The sequence below is a fragment of the Phormidium sp. CCY1219 genome, from assembly GCF_035615515.1.
Lineage (GTDB): Bacteria > Cyanobacteriota > Cyanobacteriia > Cyanobacteriales > Laspinemataceae > CCY1219.
Genome location: NZ_JAJENT010000382.1, coordinates 15,308 through 34,974, shown reverse-complemented (window position 1 = coordinate 34,974; position 19,667 = coordinate 15,308). Strand labels below are relative to the sequence as shown.

Annotated in this window: 15 protein-coding genes; 8 read left to right on the top strand and 7 right to left on the bottom strand. The window is 49.9% G+C overall.

What is annotated here, in order from left to right; all coding sequences use genetic code 11:
- The first annotated feature begins 335 nt into the window (after nt 1-335).
- Both LKK83_RS07555 and LKK83_RS07550 read left to right on the top strand, forming a co-directional pair.
- Entirely contained in the window at nt 336-506 is a 171-nt protein-coding gene (locus tag LKK83_RS07555; RefSeq protein WP_324630406.1) for a hypothetical protein, read from the top strand.
- Between the two features lie 87 nt (nt 507-593).
- The gene (locus tag LKK83_RS07550) at nt 594-974 is read left to right on the top strand and encodes a metal-sensitive transcriptional regulator (protein ID WP_324630405.1); all 381 of its coding nucleotides are present in this window, start codon (nt 594-596) and stop codon (nt 972-974) included.
- A gap of 156 nt (nt 975-1,130) precedes the next feature.
- On the opposite strand, the gene LKK83_RS07545 is transcribed toward LKK83_RS07550, so the two are convergent.
- The gene (locus tag LKK83_RS07545) at nt 1,131-1,490 is read right to left on the bottom strand and encodes a phage holin family protein (protein ID WP_324630404.1); all 360 of its coding nucleotides are present in this window, start codon (nt 1,488-1,490) and stop codon (nt 1,131-1,133) included.
- 81 nt (nt 1,491-1,571) lie between these two features.
- On the opposite strand from LKK83_RS07545, the gene LKK83_RS07540 reads away from it, so the two are divergent.
- Nucleotides 1,572-2,024, top strand: coding sequence for a hypothetical protein (locus LKK83_RS07540; RefSeq protein WP_324630403.1), 453 nt, complete (start codon nt 1,572-1,574; stop codon nt 2,022-2,024).
- A gap of 12 nt (nt 2,025-2,036) precedes the next feature.
- Here LKK83_RS07540 and LKK83_RS07535 read toward each other — a convergent pair whose 3' ends face one another.
- Complete coding sequence (locus tag LKK83_RS07535) at nt 2,037-4,352, bottom strand: amylo-alpha-1,6-glucosidase (protein WP_324630401.1); 2,316 nt, start codon at nt 4,350-4,352, stop codon at nt 2,037-2,039.
- A 216-nt stretch (nt 4,353-4,568) separates the two neighbouring features.
- Here LKK83_RS07535 and LKK83_RS07530 point away from each other — a divergent pair, with 216 nt between their 5' ends.
- Entirely contained in the window at nt 4,569-4,808 is a 240-nt protein-coding gene (locus tag LKK83_RS07530) for a hypothetical protein (RefSeq protein WP_324630400.1), read from the top strand.
- Between the two features lie 179 nt (nt 4,809-4,987).
- Entirely contained in the window at nt 4,988-6,667 is a 1,680-nt protein-coding gene (gene bicA / locus LKK83_RS07525) for a bicarbonate transporter BicA (RefSeq protein WP_324630398.1), read from the top strand.
- A 324-nt stretch (nt 6,668-6,991) separates the two neighbouring features.
- On the opposite strand, the gene LKK83_RS07520 is transcribed toward bicA, so the two are convergent.
- The gene (locus LKK83_RS07520; RefSeq protein ID WP_324630397.1) at nt 6,992-8,062 is read right to left on the bottom strand and encodes a glycosyltransferase family 4 protein; all 1,071 of its coding nucleotides are present in this window, start codon (nt 8,060-8,062) and stop codon (nt 6,992-6,994) included.
- A 569-nt stretch (nt 8,063-8,631) separates the two neighbouring features.
- Between LKK83_RS07520 and LKK83_RS07515 the strand changes: the two genes are divergently transcribed.
- Nucleotides 8,632-8,967 (top strand): DUF760 domain-containing protein, encoded by a 336-nt coding sequence (locus LKK83_RS07515; RefSeq protein ID WP_324630396.1) that lies wholly within the window; start codon nt 8,632-8,634, stop codon nt 8,965-8,967.
- A gap of 58 nt (nt 8,968-9,025) precedes the next feature.
- On the opposite strand, the gene LKK83_RS07510 is transcribed toward LKK83_RS07515, so the two are convergent.
- Complete coding sequence (locus tag LKK83_RS07510) at nt 9,026-9,655, bottom strand: hypothetical protein (protein WP_324630395.1); 630 nt, start codon at nt 9,653-9,655, stop codon at nt 9,026-9,028.
- Nucleotides 9,656-9,972: 317 nt separating this feature from the next.
- On the opposite strand from LKK83_RS07510, the gene LKK83_RS07505 reads away from it, so the two are divergent.
- Complete coding sequence (locus LKK83_RS07505) at nt 9,973-10,506, top strand: KTSC domain-containing protein (RefSeq protein WP_324630394.1); 534 nt, start codon at nt 9,973-9,975, stop codon at nt 10,504-10,506.
- Nucleotides 10,507-10,518: 12 nt separating this feature from the next.
- On the opposite strand, the gene LKK83_RS07500 is transcribed toward LKK83_RS07505, so the two are convergent.
- Nucleotides 10,519-11,232 (bottom strand): helix-hairpin-helix domain-containing protein, encoded by a 714-nt coding sequence (locus tag LKK83_RS07500; protein WP_324630392.1) that lies wholly within the window; start codon nt 11,230-11,232, stop codon nt 10,519-10,521.
- 4 nt (nt 11,233-11,236) lie between these two features.
- Complete coding sequence (locus LKK83_RS07495) at nt 11,237-11,500, bottom strand: transcriptional regulator (RefSeq protein WP_324630391.1); 264 nt, start codon at nt 11,498-11,500, stop codon at nt 11,237-11,239.
- A 598-nt stretch (nt 11,501-12,098) separates the two neighbouring features.
- On the opposite strand from LKK83_RS07495, the gene LKK83_RS07490 reads away from it, so the two are divergent.
- Nucleotides 12,099-14,009, top strand: a complete 1,911-nt coding sequence (locus tag LKK83_RS07490; protein WP_324630390.1) for an AAA-like domain-containing protein — start codon at nt 12,099-12,101, stop codon at nt 14,007-14,009.
- A 171-nt stretch (nt 14,010-14,180) separates the two neighbouring features.
- Here the strand turns inward: LKK83_RS07490 and LKK83_RS07485 are convergent, their stop codons facing one another.
- Nucleotides 14,181-19,130, bottom strand: a complete 4,950-nt coding sequence (locus LKK83_RS07485) for a PAS domain-containing protein (RefSeq protein ID WP_324630389.1) — start codon at nt 19,128-19,130, stop codon at nt 14,181-14,183.
- Nucleotides 19,131-19,667 lie beyond the last annotated feature (537 nt).

Sequence of the window (19,667 nt, the reverse complement as noted above, 5' to 3'; positions counted from 1 at the left end):
CCCAGGCTCCTGCCTGGGAACGTCCCTTCCGAGGCTCCGCCTCCCCCCAATAAATGTGCAAAATAATTTGCATCCTTGCTTAATAAATTTATAAATATAGCAGGTCTAAATTAGTTGTACAATTCTTAACGGGAGTGGGAGCGTCTCGCTCCCTACACTGACAAGCGAGCTGGAAGCTCGCACTCCCATATCAATTGCATGAATCATTTAGACTAGCTATAATTGAGAGGCAATCGAGAATTCCTCAACTTTTATCGCGCCACTCAGTTGACCTCATTTTCCGATGAGCGACCCCCACCAATGGTGGGGCAATTGACTATCCCCCCCTAGGGCAAATGATTGAAAACAACCCCTATGCATCCGCCCTCACGGAAGGCTTCAGCCCTCCTTCTTCTCCAGATGTGGCACGACGTGGTGATTTCCGGCAAATCGGGACGAGTTGCGGGGCAGCGATCGCCCGTGGCGCAATTTCTAATATCAAATATTTAATATACAATTTTTCCTAAGTTTTTCCATCCTACAGGGTGAAGACGAAGCGCTTACATTCTGGTAAGCTAGAATACTCAATATTCTGCTGGTAAATAAAAGCACCGATGATTGTATCTGACCCATCCGCATCTCATCCTTGGCCCGAGGAAACTCCCGATCGCGAACAGTTGCCCACCGCAACTCCTCATACTCACGAGGGCGATATCCATCCGCACGTTCACAGCGAAGAATCCCTGCGGCGCATTGTCAACCGTTTATCGCGGATTGAAGGGCATATCCGGGGAATCAAAACAATGGTACAGGAGAGTCGCCCCTGTCCGGAAGTCTTATTACAAATTGCCGCCGTGCGCGGCGCACTCGATCGCGTAGCGCGAATTGTCTTAGACGAACACTTGAGCGAATGCATTGGCCGAGCTGCCCAAGAGGGTAACATTGAAGTAGAAATCGAGGAATTAAAAGCCGCTTTGGATAGATTTCTTCCTTAATCAATCTTCTCGAATTTCTCCCGCTCGGATTGACAGTAGGGGGGCATATCGCCCACCCTACTTTTGTATTGACTGACAGAAAATCTGTCAAATTTTATCAATTTTACAGAAAATTGGCGAGAAAAAAATTGATATTTCAGCCGTTTGGCAGTGCCATTAAATCAGCACCGTTTCGATAAAGTTACTGACTAAAGCCAGGGCGAGCGCGCCAAACACGGCACTCCAGATTCCCATCCGCAAGCGAAATCCTCGCACCAGTTGCGCGGCAAAGTAGAAAATCGCCACATTCATCACCAACGCAAACACACCGGAAAGCAATCCGAGGGTCAGCACGTTGGGAATAAAAAATAATGCTTTCAGAATCGGCAACACCAGCACGTTTAACATCCCCAACACAGCGGCGGATATCAATCCTTTCACCGGGTTATCGATGTCTACGCCCAAGGGCAATTGAGAAATCAATATCAAACTGCTAAAGGTCACTAACCAGGCAATCAGAATATCTAAGGGTGCCATTTTTATGGTCTCCAAATTTCAATGTGAATTTAAAAGAAAGAGGCATGAACCTCCATAGCCTATGGTACAAATTGCACTGCGGTGCCTGTCTCTACTTTTCGACAGAATTCTGCCTATGCCTTAAGTCAGCAATTCAAATGGTCTGGGCACAAAAACCGACGGATTGACCAGACGCCACCAAACATTGCACGGCTATTTTCTCCAGCTCAAACCCGCCAATGGTGGTGGCGCGTCTTTCAACCTCAATCCCCCAAACCTCCGGTTCGGGGCAATAATCCGGAATCTGGCTATCACATGCAGGCATTAAAATTAGCCTCCGAGTCCCGCACCGAGGGCGTCTGGAGGAGGCGGAGCCTCCGGTGGGGCGTTCCCAGGCGGGAGCCTGGGAACGAGTCAGAGGCGGAGCCTCCGGTGGGGCGTTCCCAGGCGGGAGCCTGGGAACGAGTCATGGGGCGTTCCCAGGCGGGAGCCTGGGAACGAGTCATGGGAGCCTGGGAACGAGTCAGGAGGCGCGATTTTTATCCCCTGCTTTGAGTCGCTAATCGCTTATGCTTCGATGACCACTCGCAGGTTGCCGCGTTTCTTGGTCACGCGGCAAGCGGTGGTGGTGCCAACGCGCTCGAAGTCCAAATCCAGCAGGGTGGACCCGACCCTTAAATTGTGCAGGGATAAACGTTCGATCGATTCGGGCAATGCCGGATCGATAATCCGCAGATTATTTCCCGGGGCATCGGGCACCAAATTGAGCATCATTTGGATAAACTGGAAAACGCTGCCAGTGGCCCAAGCTTGCGGGGAACAAGCCACGGGATACTGAACCGGTTCGATGCCTTCGGTGCGATCGTAGCCGCAAAACAGTTCCGGGGGACGCTGATAGGGTTGATGGATGGTCATGTCCAGGATGCCTTGTGCTACTTCCAGTGCCCCATCCACATATCCGAGCGATCGCAATCCCACGGCAATCAGCGCATTATCGTGAGGCCACACGGACCCGGTATGATATCCGATGGGATTGTATGCGGCAGACAAACTGCTCAGGGTTCGGATTCCCCATCCACCGAACATATCCGGCGCGAGCAACCGTTCTGCCACACTTTGTGCGCGATCCGGGGTAAAGATATCCAAGCTCAAACACTGACCCGGATTCGAGGTAATGCTATCCACCGGATGTCCTTCCCCATCCAGGGCTAAGGCACAAAAATCCTGGTCTGCCAACCAAAAATCGCGATTGAAACGGGTTTTCAGCTCTCGTGCTTCTTCTTCCCAGCGTTCCGCCAGATCCAGCCGTTTCTTCATGCGGGCGATTTCGCTGAGGCGGATTTTGGCGGCATATACATAGGCTTGCACTTCGCACAGGGCGATCGGGCCGCTGGCCAGTTTCCCTTCCCGATTGACGATACAATCTCCCGAGTCTTTCCATCCTTGGTTGAGCAATCCGCGCTGGGATTGGCGATGGTAAGACACATACCCGGTTTTTTCGCATTGGCGATCGATCCATTCCATCGCCGCTAAGGCATTCGGCCACAAACGCTCTAAGGTTTCTCCATCCGCTGTCCAGTCATAATATTCCGCATACAGCATCAACCATAACGGTGTCGCATCTACGGTGCCGTAATAGGGGGTATGGGGCACTTCATTGCAGCGCGCCATTTCTCCCAAGCGGATTTCGTGCAAAATTTTCCCCGGTTCCTCCTCGCGCCAGTCATCGTAGGTTTTGCCTTGATATTCGGCAAGGGTGGAAAGGGTAGATTTGGCGATCGCCGGATCTAAAATCAAGGTCTGGGATGCAGCAATTAACGAATCGCGTCCGAACAGGGTCGAGAACCAGGGAATCCCTGCAGAAAGGGCTTTTCCTTTCCCCCATCCTTGCCGCAACAAGTAAATATCTTCCTCTGCTCGCTCGATAATCTCATCAATTGCTTTATTATTCGTGCGAGTCCGAGTTGCCTTCGCGCGCCATTCTTCTTCCTCCATCAGCACGGTTGCCTTTGCTTGCACCAAACTGCCCGGAGGGTCTCCGGAGGTGATCCGTCGGTTATCGGTCAGCAGTTGCAGGCGATAGCCTAACTGTTGCGTTTCGTGAGAATCTAGTTTCATCGACCACACTGCTGTATATCCCTTCATGCAGTCGGGTTGGCGATAGAAAAACTTGAGCCGCGACTCCATCACCGAACCGTCTAGCCCTCTATACGCTAGAATCAGTTCATTTTGCGCCGATAAGTGTACTTCGGAATACATCCGCCCTTCCCGTCGCTTTTGTTCGGTTTCGCTCTGTTCCGTGCTTTGTTCCGGAGAATCGGTTTGTGCTTCGGCATGGGAATTGCCTTCTGGTTCCACTAGGCGCAAGCGTTGCCCCCGGGCATTGCGCGGCACGCCTCTGATTTCAAACAAGTCTACAAAATCAGAATCGAAGCTCAGGCTTAATTCAAACTGCACCGGGGTGGTGTTATAGTTCGTGATTTTGAGTTCTTCAAACAATCCGCCATTGAGTACGATGTCTCGTTGAATTCCGATGGTTTCGGCACTCACGCCATCTTCGATGCGCGGATTGGTGCATAACACCGACATGGCAAACCCCTTGCGGGCGTTACTGCTGAGCAAAATCGGCGCGTGTCCCTCGATTTGCAGTTCTAAACGACTCAAAAACCGCGTGTCGTGGCAGAATAACCCCATACTCCCCTGACGCTCGTCGGTTAAGCAACCAGAAATATTGCCGATGCTATCGGTAATTAAAAATAGATCGTCGTCTTTCAGGGTTAGAGTGGGTTGTGGGCGTTCGGTTAGCACACTCTTGCACTCTGCAATCGGTGCGTCTTCTACAGGCACGAAAATTCTGCCTTCAATCTCAATCGTTTCTGGCATAGTCCTACAATCGATTTTTTAGAGTCACAGTTGACAAACAAAAATGGCAAAATTAATGGCGATTACTTCTGCCGTTTCTATTTTAACCTTTGCTTCTAAAGTGTAGCAATCTAATTCGAGGGGTGAAATTATTTTATTGTAGCCGATTTCAATCCTCTCCTGTCCGCTGGTGCGCCTGGAAGTCGCGGAAAAGTTCCCTGGTTGCTATACAGATAGATGTTGCAACTCGGCTTTGGACTGAGTGTGGATAAGTCGGCGGCGCGAGTCGCTGCACTGCGCGATCGCTTTTTATCCGGGGCTAAATCTTTTTTTAGCCCCGGATCCAAACCCGCCGTAACTGCGATCGCGGGTTTTTTCTTTCCCCTCGATGCCAGAAAAAGTGGCAAGCAGTGGGATTTGAGCCACTCCCTCGCCGCCAAAACGGCAAACTCCACACCGCGATCGCCTCCTCTATAACCCCACCCAATATCAGCTTCTTAACTCCTCCTGGCTGACGCTTATCCCCACATTTCCCATCGATTTTTCGGAAATAGCAAGATTCAAATACGCTTGAGAATTTGCAAGATTCCGGTATGATGTTTTTGTTAGCTCAATTTTGATGAAGTTAGCGTAATGTTCCATCAAGGACACTTTTCATGCAAATAACCAATACCATCCATTTTCGTAACTTTAAAGGAGATTTTTTCGGCGGTTTAACCGCAGCAGTAGTGGCATTACCAATGGCACTCGCCTTCGGGATCGCGTCTGGGGCTGGTGCTTCTGCCGGTTTATGGGGAGCCATATTAGTGGGATTTTTCGCCTCTTTATTTGGAGGCGCTCCAAGCCTCATCTCCGAACCCACCGGCCCGATGACGGTAATTATCACCGCAGTGATTGCCGAATTGATGGCTAATAACCCAGACAGCGGTCTGGCAATGGCATTTACTGTGGTAATGATGGCCGGCATTTTTCAAATCCTGTTTGGGGTTTTGCGCTTGGGCAGATATATCACCATGCTCCCTTATAACGTGATTTCTGGTTTTATGACCGGAATTGGCGTGATTCTGATTTTTCTCCAAATTGCTCCATTTTTAGGTCAAGAAACGCCTTCGGGTGGCGTGCTTGTCGTTATCCAGGAACTTCCCAACCTGGTTCTCAACCTCAATTTTTGGGAAACCGCTTTAGGCGCAACTACCCTCGCGATTCTTTTCTTCTACCCGGAACGCCTGAAAAAAATCGTGCCGCCGCAATTAGTGGCTTTACTCATCGGAACCGCCATTTGTTGGATTTTCTTTAGGGACATTGACATTCGCACCATTGCTACAATTGGAGAAATAGAACCGGGTTTGCCTCAACTCCAGATGCCCACCTTTGATGGGAACAACTTGCGGTTAATGTTTGTGAACTCTATGGTGTTGGCAATGGTCGGTTCGATTGATTGTCTGTTAACCTGTTTGGTCTCTGACAGTCTGACCGGTCACGAACATAAATCAAACAAAGAATTAATCGGCCAAGGGATTGCCAATTTGATGACGGGCTTTTCCGGTGGAATTGCCGGTTCTGGCGCAACCACCGCTACGGTGGTGAACATCCAAGCAGGAGGCCGCACGGCTTTATCCGGCATTATTCGCGCTCTTGCACTGTCGATCGTCGTGTTGTGGGCAGCTCCCTTAACCTCTGGCATTCCCCTTGCGGTTTTAGCGGCCATTGTCTTAAAGGTTGGGATCGATATTATTGACTGGGGTTTCCTCAAACGGGTTCACAAAATTTCCTGGAAGGCAGCCGGCATTGTCTATAGTGTGGTGGCGCTCACCGTCTTTGTGGATTTAATGGTGGCCGTCGCTGTGGGGGTCTTCATCGCCAATATCTTGACGATCGCTCGCCTGGAAGAACACCAATCTGAGTATGTTACCGCCATTACTGATGCTGACGATAGCATCGTTCTCACCCCCAAAGAAAAGCAAACCTTAGATTTAGCAAATGGACGGGTTTTACTCTTCCATCTGAGCGGTCCGATGATTTTTGGCGTCGCTAAAGCAATTTCTAGAGAACATAGAGCGATTGAAAATTATGATGTGTTAATTGTGGATTTGAGCGAAGTTCCAATTCTGGGCGTCACGTCTTCTTTGGCTATTGAAAATGCAATTCACGAAGCCATTAATGCAGGGCGAAATGTGATAGTCGTTGGCGCAACCGGCAAAGTCAAAAAACGCTTGGAAAAATTGGGCATTGCCGGTCTGATTCCGGATCCTCACTGGATGAGCGATCGCTTGGAAGCGTTGAAACAAGGGTTAGGCATCGTTCGGGAAAAACAACAGTCCGGCTATGTGCGATGACATTCCAAAACTGCTGTAGCCGCTTTCTCCCTCCCATTCACAAGCTGCAGTGACACCGCGTCGCTTCCCGCCATCGGGGTAGGGCGATCGATGTCTGTCTCTGTGCCCCGTCCCTCGGAGGCAGACGGTCTTATCCCACCCCCGAGCGGACGAAATACACAGGAAAAAGGGCAATTCTCTCACAGCTCAACCCACCCGAAGCCGCCTCGCATCTAGGGGCAATGCTCGACCCATACGGGCGCTTCGGGAAAGTTTGTCATTTGTCCTTTGTCCTTTGACCAATGACCAATGACCAATGACCATTGACCAATGACCAATCAACGCTTACGCCGCATTTAAACTGGGCAGGTGGCCGTTTTTCGCAAACCGTTGTGCTAGAATGTCGCGATATACCGCTTCATAGCCATCGGTCATGCTTTGGAAACTGAACTTTGTCAGCACGCGATCGCGACAATCGACCCGGTTTAATTTCTCCACTTTATCCAGCGCGGCGATGAATTCCTCGGCGCTACGACACAAAAATCCCGTTTTTCCATCCTCAATCACTTCTGGTGTAGACCCCATTTCCATCGCAATCACCGGGGTTCCCGTCGCCATTGCTTCTATCATCACCAACCCAAAGGGTTCGCGCCACATAATCGGGAACAGCAACGCCACTGCACCCCTGAGCAATTCGCATTTTTCGGCGTGGTTGGCTTCTCCTAAATATTCAATTTGTTTCCCATCAATTTGCGGCTTAATCTCGCGCTCGAAAAATTCGCGATCGCACGCATCCACTTTCCCCGCCATCTTTAACCGCCATCCGCTGCGCTTGGCAATTTCAATGGCGAGGTGAGGTCCTTTCTCCGGCGAAAGTCGCCCTAAAAAGGCTAAATACGGCGGATCTTGCGGCTGGGGATTAAACTCGTAAATCGCCGGATCGATGCCATTATAAACCGTTGCGACGCAGTTGAGGTTTAATCTCGGTTCCCGTTGGGCATCGGAAATACTCACATACGCTTGCTGGGCTGCATGAGTGTAGAGCTTTTCGTTATCTGGAGTAAAAATCCCGTGCAGGGTATGAACCGTGGGCGTTTTTACCAGATTGCCAAAGGGTAACGCCGTGGCCCCCATGTGCGAGTGAATCACGTCGAACTCCCCTGCCCGTTCGTACACTTGACTCAGTTGCAGCATGTCATACACGCCGGGTTCTTTTACTGTCTCGTCCAGGCGCAGGGCACGCGGGTAAGCGGATTCGAGCTTAGCGAGGGTAATGGAATCCCCTGTGGCAAACAAGGTAACTTCATGTCCGCGTCGAACCAGTTCGTCGGTGAGCAAACCCACCACCAGTTCGATACCGCCGTATCCCGGCGGGGGAACGCTTTCCCATAACGGTGCGATTTGGGCAATCCGCATGTAATTCTCTCCTGTTTTCGGTAAAGAAATATATCAACAACGAGGCACAATAACACCGCGCTGGTTGAGTAATCGGTAACGAATGCCAGCACTTACTCAGCAATTTAAAAACCTACTTCCCATTTCGTCAATCTGGTTTGAGTGCGGAAAACCGTCGCGATCGCCGTTCGGTTAACTGAATGAGAAACGCTTGACTTTGGTTATCTTTTCTGCTAGGCAAGCCAGTCAGGTTGCATATTGACTGTGGGTCGGCTTTCGCCTCAGGGGAAGCCTCCCTAACCTGGAACCTGGGAACGAGTTAAAATTTCAGATCGAAGGGTTTTCCCGAGTTTTAGGGGCCGGACAGGAACAGCCATAACTCCCTCTTCCATCACTCTGTGTGCTGGGTGGCAAATGCTTTCCTGTAGCCCCCCAAATCCCTCTCGGACCTATTACAAAGACTGGGGACTCCCTCCAAGTCGAAAAACCCGCCTCATGGGTTCGGTTCTACTGACTAGAACTCACCCGGAGAACTTGTTAGTCTATTAATAGAAAAGCAAAACAGCAACCCATTAATCTGCAAACAAACCATGAACAATCTCTCTAACCACAACCCGGAATTTATCAATCACAACGGTGACGATCGCAATCTGCTGTGGGAATACTTGCAATCCCTCAACCCAGAAGCCCTCGCCAACATGTCGAAACCTTCTCCTTCCGCCGCTCAGGTGATGGAACGCAACGTTAGAGGCATGTTAGGAGTATTGCCGCCGGAACATTTCCAAATGGAAATCACCACCACTGCTGAAAACCTCAGTCGGCTTTTGGCTTCGGCAATGATGAGCGGATATTTTCTGCATAATGCCGAACAGCGGTTGGCTCTAGAAGAGTCGGTGGCTGGGGGTTCGGATGAGTCGGAGGGCTAATCGTTCCTGGCTTCGGCGGCGTTTTTTACGCGGGTTATTCCGTGCCTGATTCGCTCTTTTAGCTGGCCGGATTTTCCCGCCCAACAATGTTCTCCATCGCTTCTACCGCCGCCGCAGATCCAGCTAAAATGTCTCTCTCTTCGCCGCCTAAATAGAGACGTCCAAAACTGCCGACGGCTTGAATCTGTAAAATATTAATCAATGCTGCTTTTTCCGCTTCGTTGGCGGCTAAAGCCGCGTAGGCTGCCGGCTGCACTTCTAATACGTAGAGGGTTTGATTTGCCAATAACATCTGCCCCCGTCGATTTCGATTGATCAATTGCGCTTGGTGGGCATCGATGTTGCGGATAATTTGGCTGGATACGATGCGCGGTTTGAGCCGATCGCGTTCCTGCAACTTTAAGGCTTCTAAAATCGCCTGACCTGCGGTTCTCGTCTCCCCTTGTGCTTCGGAATGCACTTCTAAAAGCCCATACAGTCTCTCTACAAACTGCACCCCAGGACGCACTGAGGTGGATTTTAATGCCACATCGGTGATTCGGTTGATCTCGATCCCCGGCGAAATCTCGATCCACAATGAGGTATCTCCCGGTAAGGGCAAAAATCCCAGGGATACCGTTCCAATATATGCGGCGTGCTGTGGTTGTAAGCGATCGATAAATACATAACTGCGTAGTTCTATACCCAAGGTCAATCTCTCCCTCTAGTCCGGTAAAAGGCTCGAATCGTGCAACCTCTGAGTTTACTGTACTTTAAAGCCAATACCAAGAGATGGGGGAAGACCCCCCGGGGAGGAGAAGCGCAGGCGGCGATCGATTCCCCCGTTTTCCGCATCACCTGAAAAGGCAAATAATTCCCAATTCCCAATTTACAATTTCTAATTATTAATTCTTAATTCTCCCCGGCGGTTCTCTACCTTTCGGCATTGACGAAAGAATCAACTTTGGCTATCCTGGAAATTGATTAAAAAATCAATCTAGAGAGAAAGGAATTAGGAGAGTGCTGATGAAACTGGCGAAGATTGACCTGAGCAATGTGGTGGCGGTGGGTCACGAGGACGATCGCCTGGGGTTGCTGATCGACCGAGGGGATGAGGTGGAATATCTCGAACTGAACGCACCACCGGCGGCATACCAGGGACTCAAACAAGTCTCTTCTCTGGCGACAAACCCAGGGGCGCAACTGACGGGGAGTCCCGAACCGGCTCAATTATCGGCCACTGAGACGCCGATCGCCATGCTGCCGGTTTGCTCATCGATGGCGAAGGCGGTGGGATACGATCGCCAACGGGAAGTCTTGCAAGTGGAATTTAACAACGGATCGGTTTACCAGTATTCCCAGGTGGAAACCGAAACCTGGGAATACCTCCAGCAATCCGATTCCGTGGGTCAATTTTTCAATCGCGAAATCAAAGGATATTACGAATCGGTGCGCCTGGATACCCCGGAGGCGATCGCGGTGGATAGCTGCGAAGTGGAAGATGACGATTGGGACCACTGGGAGGACTACAACTATTGCGACGACGACCAGTGCGAATAAACCGCCCCTGACTCATCCGCATCGGGCGCTTTTTTCTCCCTGCGGGTAAGCGCATTGCTGGCGCAGGGGACATTCATCGCACTGAGGGTTCCTAGCGGTGCAAACTGCCGCCGCAAAGTCAAGTAGCCCCAGATTCCAAGCGCCCACGTCTCGTTTGGGGGCTACAAGGGTAGCAACTTTCTGCAACAGGGGCGATCGGAATTTTACCCGACCCCCTTCTATATTAAAGAAGCGTTCCAAAATCCTAGCTACATTGGTATCTAACACTGCCTTGGGTTCACAGAAGGCATTGGCACAAATCGATCGCGCCGTGTACGGACCGACCCCAGGCAATTTCAATAACTCCGACTCCTGACGCGGGATCTGCCCCCCATACTCTTGGCAAATTATCTGCGCCGACTGATGCAGGCGTTGGGCGCGAAAGGACAAACCCAAGGGTTGCAAGAGTTCGGTGAGGTCTTCTACCGATGCGGCGGCGAGGGCGATCGCGCTGGGATATTGCGCCAGAAAGGTTTCGTAAATCGGCACTACGGTTGCTGCAGCGGTTTTCTGTAGCATAAATTCGGCCACGAAAATCGCATAGGGGTCGCTAGTGCGCCGCCAGGGAAAATCTCGTCGATGAGATTGTGCCCAACCCTGCAGGCGGCGGCGAAACCACTGGATTCGCTTGGTCGCGATCGCTTCGGCAGTGGTGGGAACTGCAGCGGAAAAGGAATTGTGTTGCATAATCTTATTTAGCACAGTGGGTGTTTACCACCGATCGCACTTCACTGGGATCGAGTTCCACCAGTTTCTCCGTGGCGCGAACTAAGGTGGGTTGATTTTCCTGTTGTTGCCGTTCCACCAGTCCCCATTCCATCGCCAGTTTAGTATAGCGTCGCGACGTGGCTCGATCCATTTTTAACGTCTCCCCCACTTCGTTGAGTGTCATCCATTCTGATTGATTGCGAAGCCGATGCAAGTAGCGCGTTAACAGATCCGGATCTAGTTTCATTGTCTTTTTTCCTTTCAACCCATGAATTTAAAAAAATCTCGCGCGGCAGAATCATCTACCACCGTTTATAATTTTAATGGGTTTGCTTGATTCCCTGCAAGGCGAACGATAGATTTGACCCGTTATTGACCCTAATGATTTTTCATGGCTGGTTTGCAGAGAAAAATTGACCCTCTCCACCCGTCAGGGTAAGGGGTTGCGAATCCCCTACAATTTTCCGCCATTTTTCTGCTGACGGGCATTATTACCGGGGAACAAGATATTTCGATCGCCCCAGGCGCACTTGGAAGGCCAACGCCCCACCCCCATCCGGGTGCTGGGCTTTTTTTTATCATAGATTTGCCTAAACGTCAAGCCATGAGATTAGCCCCTTCTCCAGAAGCATACAACCACTATTGATGACATTTCGCCGCTATTTTTTTCTTGCAAAACCAAGCGATCGCGATAAAATATGCAACAATTCAGCAGAAAGGTTCGACCGACGCAAGCCAACTGCTTGCCAAAGTCTCTGACCCGAGGATTTAATCCCGGTAATGAATACAGGGAATGTCTTCAGAACCGCTGGAATTTGGGTAGGCAAAACTAAGAATTGCGAACCATGACTATTGATGAAGTCATCCAACTGATTAATCTCAGTCTAGAGGTGCCACTAACAGAAGTGCAAATTTTCGTGCTGCGTGCTTCCTGGGAGGGAAAAAGCTACAGCAAAATGGCGAGGGAGAAGTATTATGGTGCGGAATATCTGCGGAAAATCGGGGCAATGTTGTGGTCAGTGGCGAGCGATATTTGGGGAGAACCAATTGAGAAAGCAAACTTTCGCTGCCTCCTAGAATCGCGCCCCCTGACGCGACAACAACAGCAGCTTGCGATCCGGGCGGTGGCGGCACAAAATGAACGGTTTTCTTTTGAATTTCCCAACGCGCCGTTACCCCTTAATTCTCTATTCTATATCGAGCGTCCCCCGGTTGAAACCCTGGCTTATCAAGAAATTTTACAACCCGGAAGCGTGCTTCGCATTAAAGCTCCTTGGAAAATGGGAAAAAGCTCCCTGATTCTGCGAATTCTCGATCGCGCCACCAATCTGGGATACCACAAGGTTGAGGTCGATTTTCAGCAAGCCGATGTCGCTGTATTTGCTTCTTTAGATAAACTTTTGCGCTGGTTCTGTGCCCTGATTACCCGAAAATTAAAATTGACCTCTAAACTGGAGGAGTATTGGGATGAGGAAATTGGCAGTAAAGTCAGTTGCACGATTTATTTCCAAGCCTATCTTATCCCGCAAATAAAAGCGCCTTTGGTTTTGGTATTGAACGAGGTCAATCGCTTGTTTGAATATCCGGAAGTTGCTTTGGATTTTCTGCCGATGTTGCGATTTTGGCACGAACAAGCCAAAAAGGTCCAAGCTTGGCAAAAACTGCGTCTGGTAGTGGCTTATTCTACAGAAATTTACATTCCGCTGAACCTGAATCAATCTCCGTTTAATGTGGGTCAGCCCTTGAAGTTACCGCCGTTGAATTTAGACCAGGTGCAGGAGTTGGCCCAGCGCTACAAACTGGCATGGTTTACGTCCCAGGAGGCGCAAAAACTGCTGGACGTGGTGGGAGGACATCCCTATTTAGTCCAATTGGCATTTTATCATCTTGCTGAGGGAAATTTAAGTTTTGAAAAACTATTGCAACAGGCACCCACTGAAGGCGGAATTTATAACGACCATTTGCGGCGATATTTTAATATTTTGCAAGCGGAACCGGAATTATTGGCGGCATTCCAGGAGGCGATCGCCAGTGGGGAAAGTGGGGTAACAGTAGAACCGATTATCGCCTATAAGTTGGATAGTATGGGATTGGTGAATATGGTGGGCGATCGCATCACCCCAAGCTGCCAGTTATATGCCCAGTATTTTCACGCACCAGCCGTCTGCAATGCCCCGATTTCCCTGGCGCAACGCCTGCAACAGTTAGAGCGCGAAAACGAATCCTTGACTCGGTTATACTATCGAGACGAACTGACTCAATTGGCAAATCGCCGCTATTTTGAGGAGCACTTGCAACAGCAGTGGTCTCGGTTACAACAGCAAGAAATGCCGCTTTCCCTGATTTTATGCGACCTGGATTGTTTTCGACTTTACAATAAAAATTTTGGCAAAATTGCCGGAAACTTTTGCTTGCAACAAGTGGCTAGTGCTATCCTAGAAGTAGTGCCTCATTTTGCTGCATTAGTGGCGCGATATGGTGGGGAAGAATTTGCAGTCCTGTTACCCGCCACTGATGGCAAAACCGCGATGGAAATCGCCGAAAAAATCCGCGTGGCGGTGAAAAATTTAGCGATCGCCCATGACACCGATCGCCTCAGCGCTTTTCCCGCCCCAGTGATTACCGTCAGTTTGGGGGTGGGAAGCACCATTCCCCAAGCCGAACATAACTTGATTCTCCTGTTAAATGCGGCTGAAACCGCTCTTTACGAGTCGAAACGCTACGGGCGCGATCGCGCTACCCTCCACCGCTGTTAAACCCATTTTCGCTTCATTGATTTTTGCATTCTTTGGCTGCATATCCAGGGCGATCGCTTTCTGGAATGACTTTCTCTTGCCGCACATTCCCCTCAGTTTTATACTACACTACCTTAAGCCAAGATGCAAATTATTTTGCACCTCGATTGACGGAGGCTTTTAAGTCAATTCCTACGGTTGTCGCCGGGGAATTTCAATGATAAATTCGGTGCCCTTTCCCCACTGGGAGGTACAGTACAAACGCCCGCCATGTTTTTCCACCACAATCTGATAGCTAATTGACAGTCCCAATCCCGTGCCCGACCCCACGGATTTGGTGGTATAAAACGGATCGAAAATTTTCCCCAAAACCTCCGGTTTCATCCCCATTCCATTGTCCGCAATTGCAATCTTTACTGTATTTTCATCGGTGAGTTGGGTACGAATGCGAATGGTTGTTTGTCTTTGGTCATTGGTCATTTGTCCTTGGTCATTTGTTGTTTGTCCTTGGTCATTTGTTGTTTGTCCTTGGTCATTGGTCATTTGTCCTTGGTCATTGGTCATTTGTCCTTGGTCATTTGTTGTTTGTCCTTGGTTATTTAAACCCGTAACCGATGACGAAGAACCAGTGACTAATGACGAATGACTATTGACCGATGACGAATGACTATTGACCGATGACTCCAACGCATCGATCGCGTTACTGAGCAGATTCATAAAGACTTGATTGAGCTGACCCGGATAGCATTCGATCGCGGGTAAATTGTCGTAGTCTTTAATCACCGAAATCGCGTGGCGATCGCTTTTTGACTTGAGGCGATTTTGCAATATCATTAACGTGCTATCAATATTTTCATGGATATCCACTTCTTTGAGTTCCGATTCATCCAAGCGGGAAAAAATGCGTAAAGACTTGACAATTTCTTTAATGCGATCGGCTCCTACTTTCATGGATTGGAGCATCTTCGGCAAATCTCCCATCAGATACTCCAAATCCATCAGCTCGATTTCCTCGGCAATATCCGGGGTGGGTTGGGGATAATGCTGCTGATAGAGTCGAATCAAGGTTAACACCTCGTGGATGGATTCGGTGGCATGAATGAGATTGCCATAAATAAAGTTTACCGGGTTATTAATTTCGTGAGCGACCCCCGCCACCATTTGACCCAAGCTTGACATTTTTTCGGCTTGAATCAGGTTAGCTTGGGTGGTTCGCAATTCGCGCAAGGTTTGTTCGAGTTGGCGAGATTTTGCGGCGGCGAGTTGGGCGGATTCGCGAGATTGAGTGTAAAGTTGGGCTTGGTCGATCGCGATCGCCAGTTGATTGCAGACGGCGTGCAATAATTCTACGTCCTCCGCATCCCAAGCTTGGGCGATCGTATCTCGCGTACAGCCAATTAAACCAATTTCCCCCGATTCAGTTTCGATTGGCAACAACAATACCGATTGATGACCCGATGCAACTAATAATTCTTGCAAATTGGGATTTGATTCATCGCGGACATTATCGATTTTGACGCATTCTTTATTTAACAATTTTTCGGCTAATGGATCGAGTTGGTCTACGGTATAGCGACCGAGTAAAGTAGGCAGGTCTGGATTTTTTGCTTCTTTCACTAATTCCCAGAATGGTTCCCCTGTTTCGCCAGAACAATACCAGGCAAAATGACAGCGATCGACCTGCAGCAAACTGCGGATTTCCCGCACTGTAGTTTCTAAAATACTCTCGATATCTAAAGACTTTCTAATTTGAATGGCCAAGCGATTGATCAGTTCTTCTCGGGCGGCGAGTTCGCGAAATAGGGCTTCGCTCTCGCGCAAGGCTTCTTCGGATTCTTTGCGTTCTGTGATATCCGTAGCAGTGACGACAATGCGATAAATTTCTCCCTCAGAATTGGATAAGGGATTATAGGTGAGCAGCCACCATTTTTGAGTTTCATTCAGGTCAAAGCATTCTTCACAAGACATCGGACGGCGAGATTCCATGCAGGCGAGATAACGCTGATGCAGTTGGGTTGCCACGGAGGAGGGGAGGGCTTCATCGAGGGTTTTTCCCAGTAAATAATCCACCGGAATTTGACTGCTCCGTGCCATTTTCGGGTTGACCCCGGAATAGCGAAATTGATAGGTTGGAGGGGCGGAATTTGAGGTTTGGTGTTTTAAGACATCAACAATTAAAATGCCCACATCTACTCCTTCGTAGATACTCCGCAAAAATTCCTCGCGATCGCGCAATGTTTGTTCGGTTTGCTTGCGTTCGGTAATATCGATCGCCGTACCGAGAAGCTGCACCACTTGAGAGCGATCGTCGCATACCGCCTCGCCGATACCGTTAACATAGCGCAAACTGCCATCGGAACGGATAATCCGATAATCGAAATTAAAACTCGTTCCCCGGGCGATGCTGACGCCAATTTCTCGTTGCCACAATTCGCGATCTGCGGGATGAATATACTCTAAATGTGCCGAGACACTCGGTTCTCCGAGTTCGGGATCTAACCCAAAAATGCGAAACACTTCCTCAGACCAAGTAACTCTTTCGGTGGCCACATTGTATTCCCAACTGCCAATGTGGGCGATTCTTTGCGCGTCTTGCAGTTGTTTTTTGCTTTTTCGCAGGGCTTCTTCAGTTTGTTTGCGCCCTGAGATATCCTTTTGTATTCCCATCATCCGGGTGGGGTTGCCGCTGTCATCCCATTCGATTGCTTTTCCCTGACATAATATCCATTTCCACTCGCCGGTTTTCGCTTGCATCCGCAGGTCGATAGAATAGGGAAAATTCGAGTCGGCAAAATGGCGGTTGATTTGGGCGATCGCTAGGGGCAAATCTTCCGGATGCATCAGAGATTCCCAAGTGCTGATATGGGGATATAATTCATTGGGTTGGTAGCCCAGCATCCTTTCCCATCGCGGGCTAAAATAGCACTCGCCGGTGAGGATATTCCATTCCCACCATCCATCATCGGCGGCGGATAACACGCGATTTAACCGTTTGACATTGAACGCTAATGCTTCGCGCACTTGTTTTTGTTCGGTGATGTCGCGCCCTTCGGGAATTAATAATACCACCTGACCCGCGTTATCGAATATGGGTTTAATGGAAAAATCAATTGTTGCCCGGATGTTTTCTTTGCCTTGAATCTCTACTTCATAGCGGATAAATTCTCCCTTTGCTGCCCGGGCGATCGCTGCTTTTAATTCCCTTTGTGTTTCGGGAGAAATCTGCCACCAATGAGCCTCCCAAAACCGACGTCCTCGGATATAATGTGCCTCGATTCCGCCAAAATCCAGGGCGGTTTGATTGACTTCAATGATAGTGCCATCGGGTTGCAAAAGGGCGATAAATTGGAAACTGCAATTAAAAATTGCGCGGCAGCGTCTTTCGCTGTCTAATAGGGCTTGTTCGGTGTGTTTGCGATCGCTGATATCTTTATTTACCCCTGCCAGTCGCGTAAAGGTTCCGGACGCGGATCGTTGCGATGCCCTCCCCCGAGATAAAATCCACTTCCACTCCCCGGATTTGCTTAACATCCGAATTTCTACATCATATATCGGACTGTGCCCTTGCAAATGAGCCTCCAGGGCCGCGATCGCTTTCGGCAAATCCTCCGGATGTACCAACTGTTCCCACGATCGATAGTGATTTTCAAGCTCCTCCACCTCGTACCCGAGCATTTTTTTCCACTGCGGGTCGAAATAGGCTTCCCCCGTGGCCAGATTCCAATCCCACAGGCCCAACCCACTGCCTTCGAGCGCCACCTGCAACCGTTCTGAGGTGGTTTGCAAGGCTTCTGTAGCGTTTTTCAACTCGATGGCCACCGCCATATCCTGGGTGATTTCGGCGAGGATGTCGAGGGTTTCTGGCTCGAGTATTTGCCGGGACAACATCACCACCACCCCCACGACCTGGCCTTCTACGAGTAACGGATAGCCGGCAAATGCCACCATCTTTTCTCGCCTCACCCAGTCTTTATTGGGAATCAACGGATCGTTTAGCAAATCATTCGTGAGGTAGGGTTTCCTTTCCCCGGCAATCTGCCCGATTTCCCAGCGCCCCATCGGCAGGGATGCATCACCGCTCTTTATGTGAGAATTTCGGTCGGCACTGGCTTGCAGTTCCAGCATTTTGTCGTTCGGGTTGAAGAGCCAAACGCGGGCAAACGCCACCTGGAGGTGCTTGACCATCGCCTCGGTGCAGCGTTGCAGCATCTGCGACCGATTCTCCCCTCCGCTCAGCGCCCATCCGATCTGCGATCGCAATTCTTTTAATCGCACTTTGTGCGAAAACGTCTTTTCCCTTGGCTTTTGGGTGGTGATATCCAGGATAATCCCTTGCCAAAGGATCGCTCCCTCGGGCTGCGCGATCGGTTTGGCGATTCCCAACAGCCACTTTATAGTTCCCGACGGAGCAATGTAGCGCCACTGTCGTTTCCATTGCCCGAGGCTTTGGCGCGCGCGATCGAAGGAGCGCTGGAAAGAATCTACCTCCTCGGGATGAACGAAGTGCGATAGGGGGAGTTTTTGGGCGAGAATCTCCTCGGCGTCTCGTTCGCAGATCGTCTCACACTCAGAACTGAGGTAAGTAAATTCTTCCCTCCCATCGGCGTAATGGATATACTCGTAGAGAATTTTCGGCACCAAAGCGGCGAGGGAGGGGATCTGTTGAAAAAAATCGAGGGAAGGCGGTGGGTTCGGGTCGGGAGAATCTGTTGGCGGGGTATTTTCCGGCACGGTGGCGACGACGCCCACGCCAACTTCGGTGATAATGCTATCCAGGTGCCGGGGGCAGTTTTCATCCTGACTGCGCCAGAATTTGTGGCGCACCCAGGTGATTTTTCGATCGGGATAGAGAATTTGGTAGTCCAGGGTGAGCGGCGATCGCGCCTCGGGATTGTCTTCGCCTTCGAGAAATGAGGCGATCGCTGCGATTACCCGATCGCGATCGGCGTCGTAGATAGCTTCGAGCCAGCACTTTGGATTTTCTTTGCATTCCTCATCCCCACACCGATAGAGGGTTTGCGCTGCTCGATTCCAGTAAAGCAATTCATAGCTATCGCCGTCAATGGACAACAGACCCTCGCTGATTTCATCGAGCATTTGCCTCATGTTCCAGCCACTTTTTCCATTTATTTCTAATGTCATTTTCCCCCAAACCCCCGAAGGTTTGCTGTGCAACCGTGATATGCATTTCCCCTTTTTTTGCTGCATGAAAGTCTTGATTCTTTCGGCTTTTTTTAGAAGCTCCAAGAAAATTTGATTGTCACCGCATCCTGATGGTGGTTTTTAATGTAAAGGAGTGGGTAATTTCCGGTTGATTTTATCTGAAATCACCCATTGGCGATCCCCCCCACATCGACACCCTCCCTGATTCTTGGTTTTCCTGTGCGATCGCCTGAGCCGAGCCTTCTGGAAATTCCAGCTCAACCTTGCGTCCCGCGTACCTACATGCAGACCTCTGTTAGATTTTGGTAGTTAGTTTAGCACAGTTATGCTGCCGCGATCCGTCAGGGAGTGTTTTTGTCATCTCCCATCGTTTTTTTCTCAAATTTTTGTTACTCAAATTGTTACTAAACCCACAAACATCCCTCCCTCTTGTTACTGCACGAACCTCTCCACTCACGGCGATCGCCCCTTTCTCCCCCATCGCAGGCAAGCCGTGCGGAATCCATCCGCAGGGAT

Bases quoted from the DNA above. Each gene is read 5' to 3' on its own strand.
- LKK83_RS07555 (WP_324630406.1), top strand. From the start codon at position 336: ATGATTGAAAACAACCCCTATGCATCCGCCCTCACGGAAGGCTTCAGC.
- LKK83_RS07550 (WP_324630405.1), top strand. From the start codon at position 594: ATGATTGTATCTGACCCATCCGCATCTCATCCTTGGCCCGAGGAAACT.
- LKK83_RS07545 (WP_324630404.1), bottom strand. From the start codon at position 1,490: ATGGCACCCTTAGATATTCTGATTGCCTGGTTAGTGACCTTTAGCAGT.
- LKK83_RS07535 (WP_324630401.1), bottom strand. From the start codon at position 4,352: ATGCCAGAAACGATTGAGATTGAAGGCAGAATTTTCGTGCCTGTAGAA.
- LKK83_RS07530 (WP_324630400.1), top strand. From the start codon at position 4,569: ATGTTGCAACTCGGCTTTGGACTGAGTGTGGATAAGTCGGCGGCGCGA.
- bicA (WP_324630398.1), top strand. From the start codon at position 4,988: ATGCAAATAACCAATACCATCCATTTTCGTAACTTTAAAGGAGATTTT.
- LKK83_RS07520 (WP_324630397.1), bottom strand. From the start codon at position 8,062: ATGCGGATTGCCCAAATCGCACCGTTATGGGAAAGCGTTCCCCCGCCG.
- LKK83_RS07515 (WP_324630396.1), top strand. From the start codon at position 8,632: ATGAACAATCTCTCTAACCACAACCCGGAATTTATCAATCACAACGGT.
- LKK83_RS07505 (WP_324630394.1), top strand. From the start codon at position 9,973: ATGAAACTGGCGAAGATTGACCTGAGCAATGTGGTGGCGGTGGGTCAC.
- LKK83_RS07500 (WP_324630392.1), bottom strand. From the start codon at position 11,232: ATGCAACACAATTCCTTTTCCGCTGCAGTTCCCACCACTGCCGAAGCG.
- LKK83_RS07495 (WP_324630391.1), bottom strand. From the start codon at position 11,500: ATGAAACTAGATCCGGATCTGTTAACGCGCTACTTGCATCGGCTTCGC.
- LKK83_RS07490 (WP_324630390.1), top strand. From the start codon at position 12,099: ATGACTATTGATGAAGTCATCCAACTGATTAATCTCAGTCTAGAGGTG.
- LKK83_RS07485 (WP_324630389.1), bottom strand. From the start codon at position 19,130: ATGACATTAGAAATAAATGGAAAAAGTGGCTGGAACATGAGGCAAATG.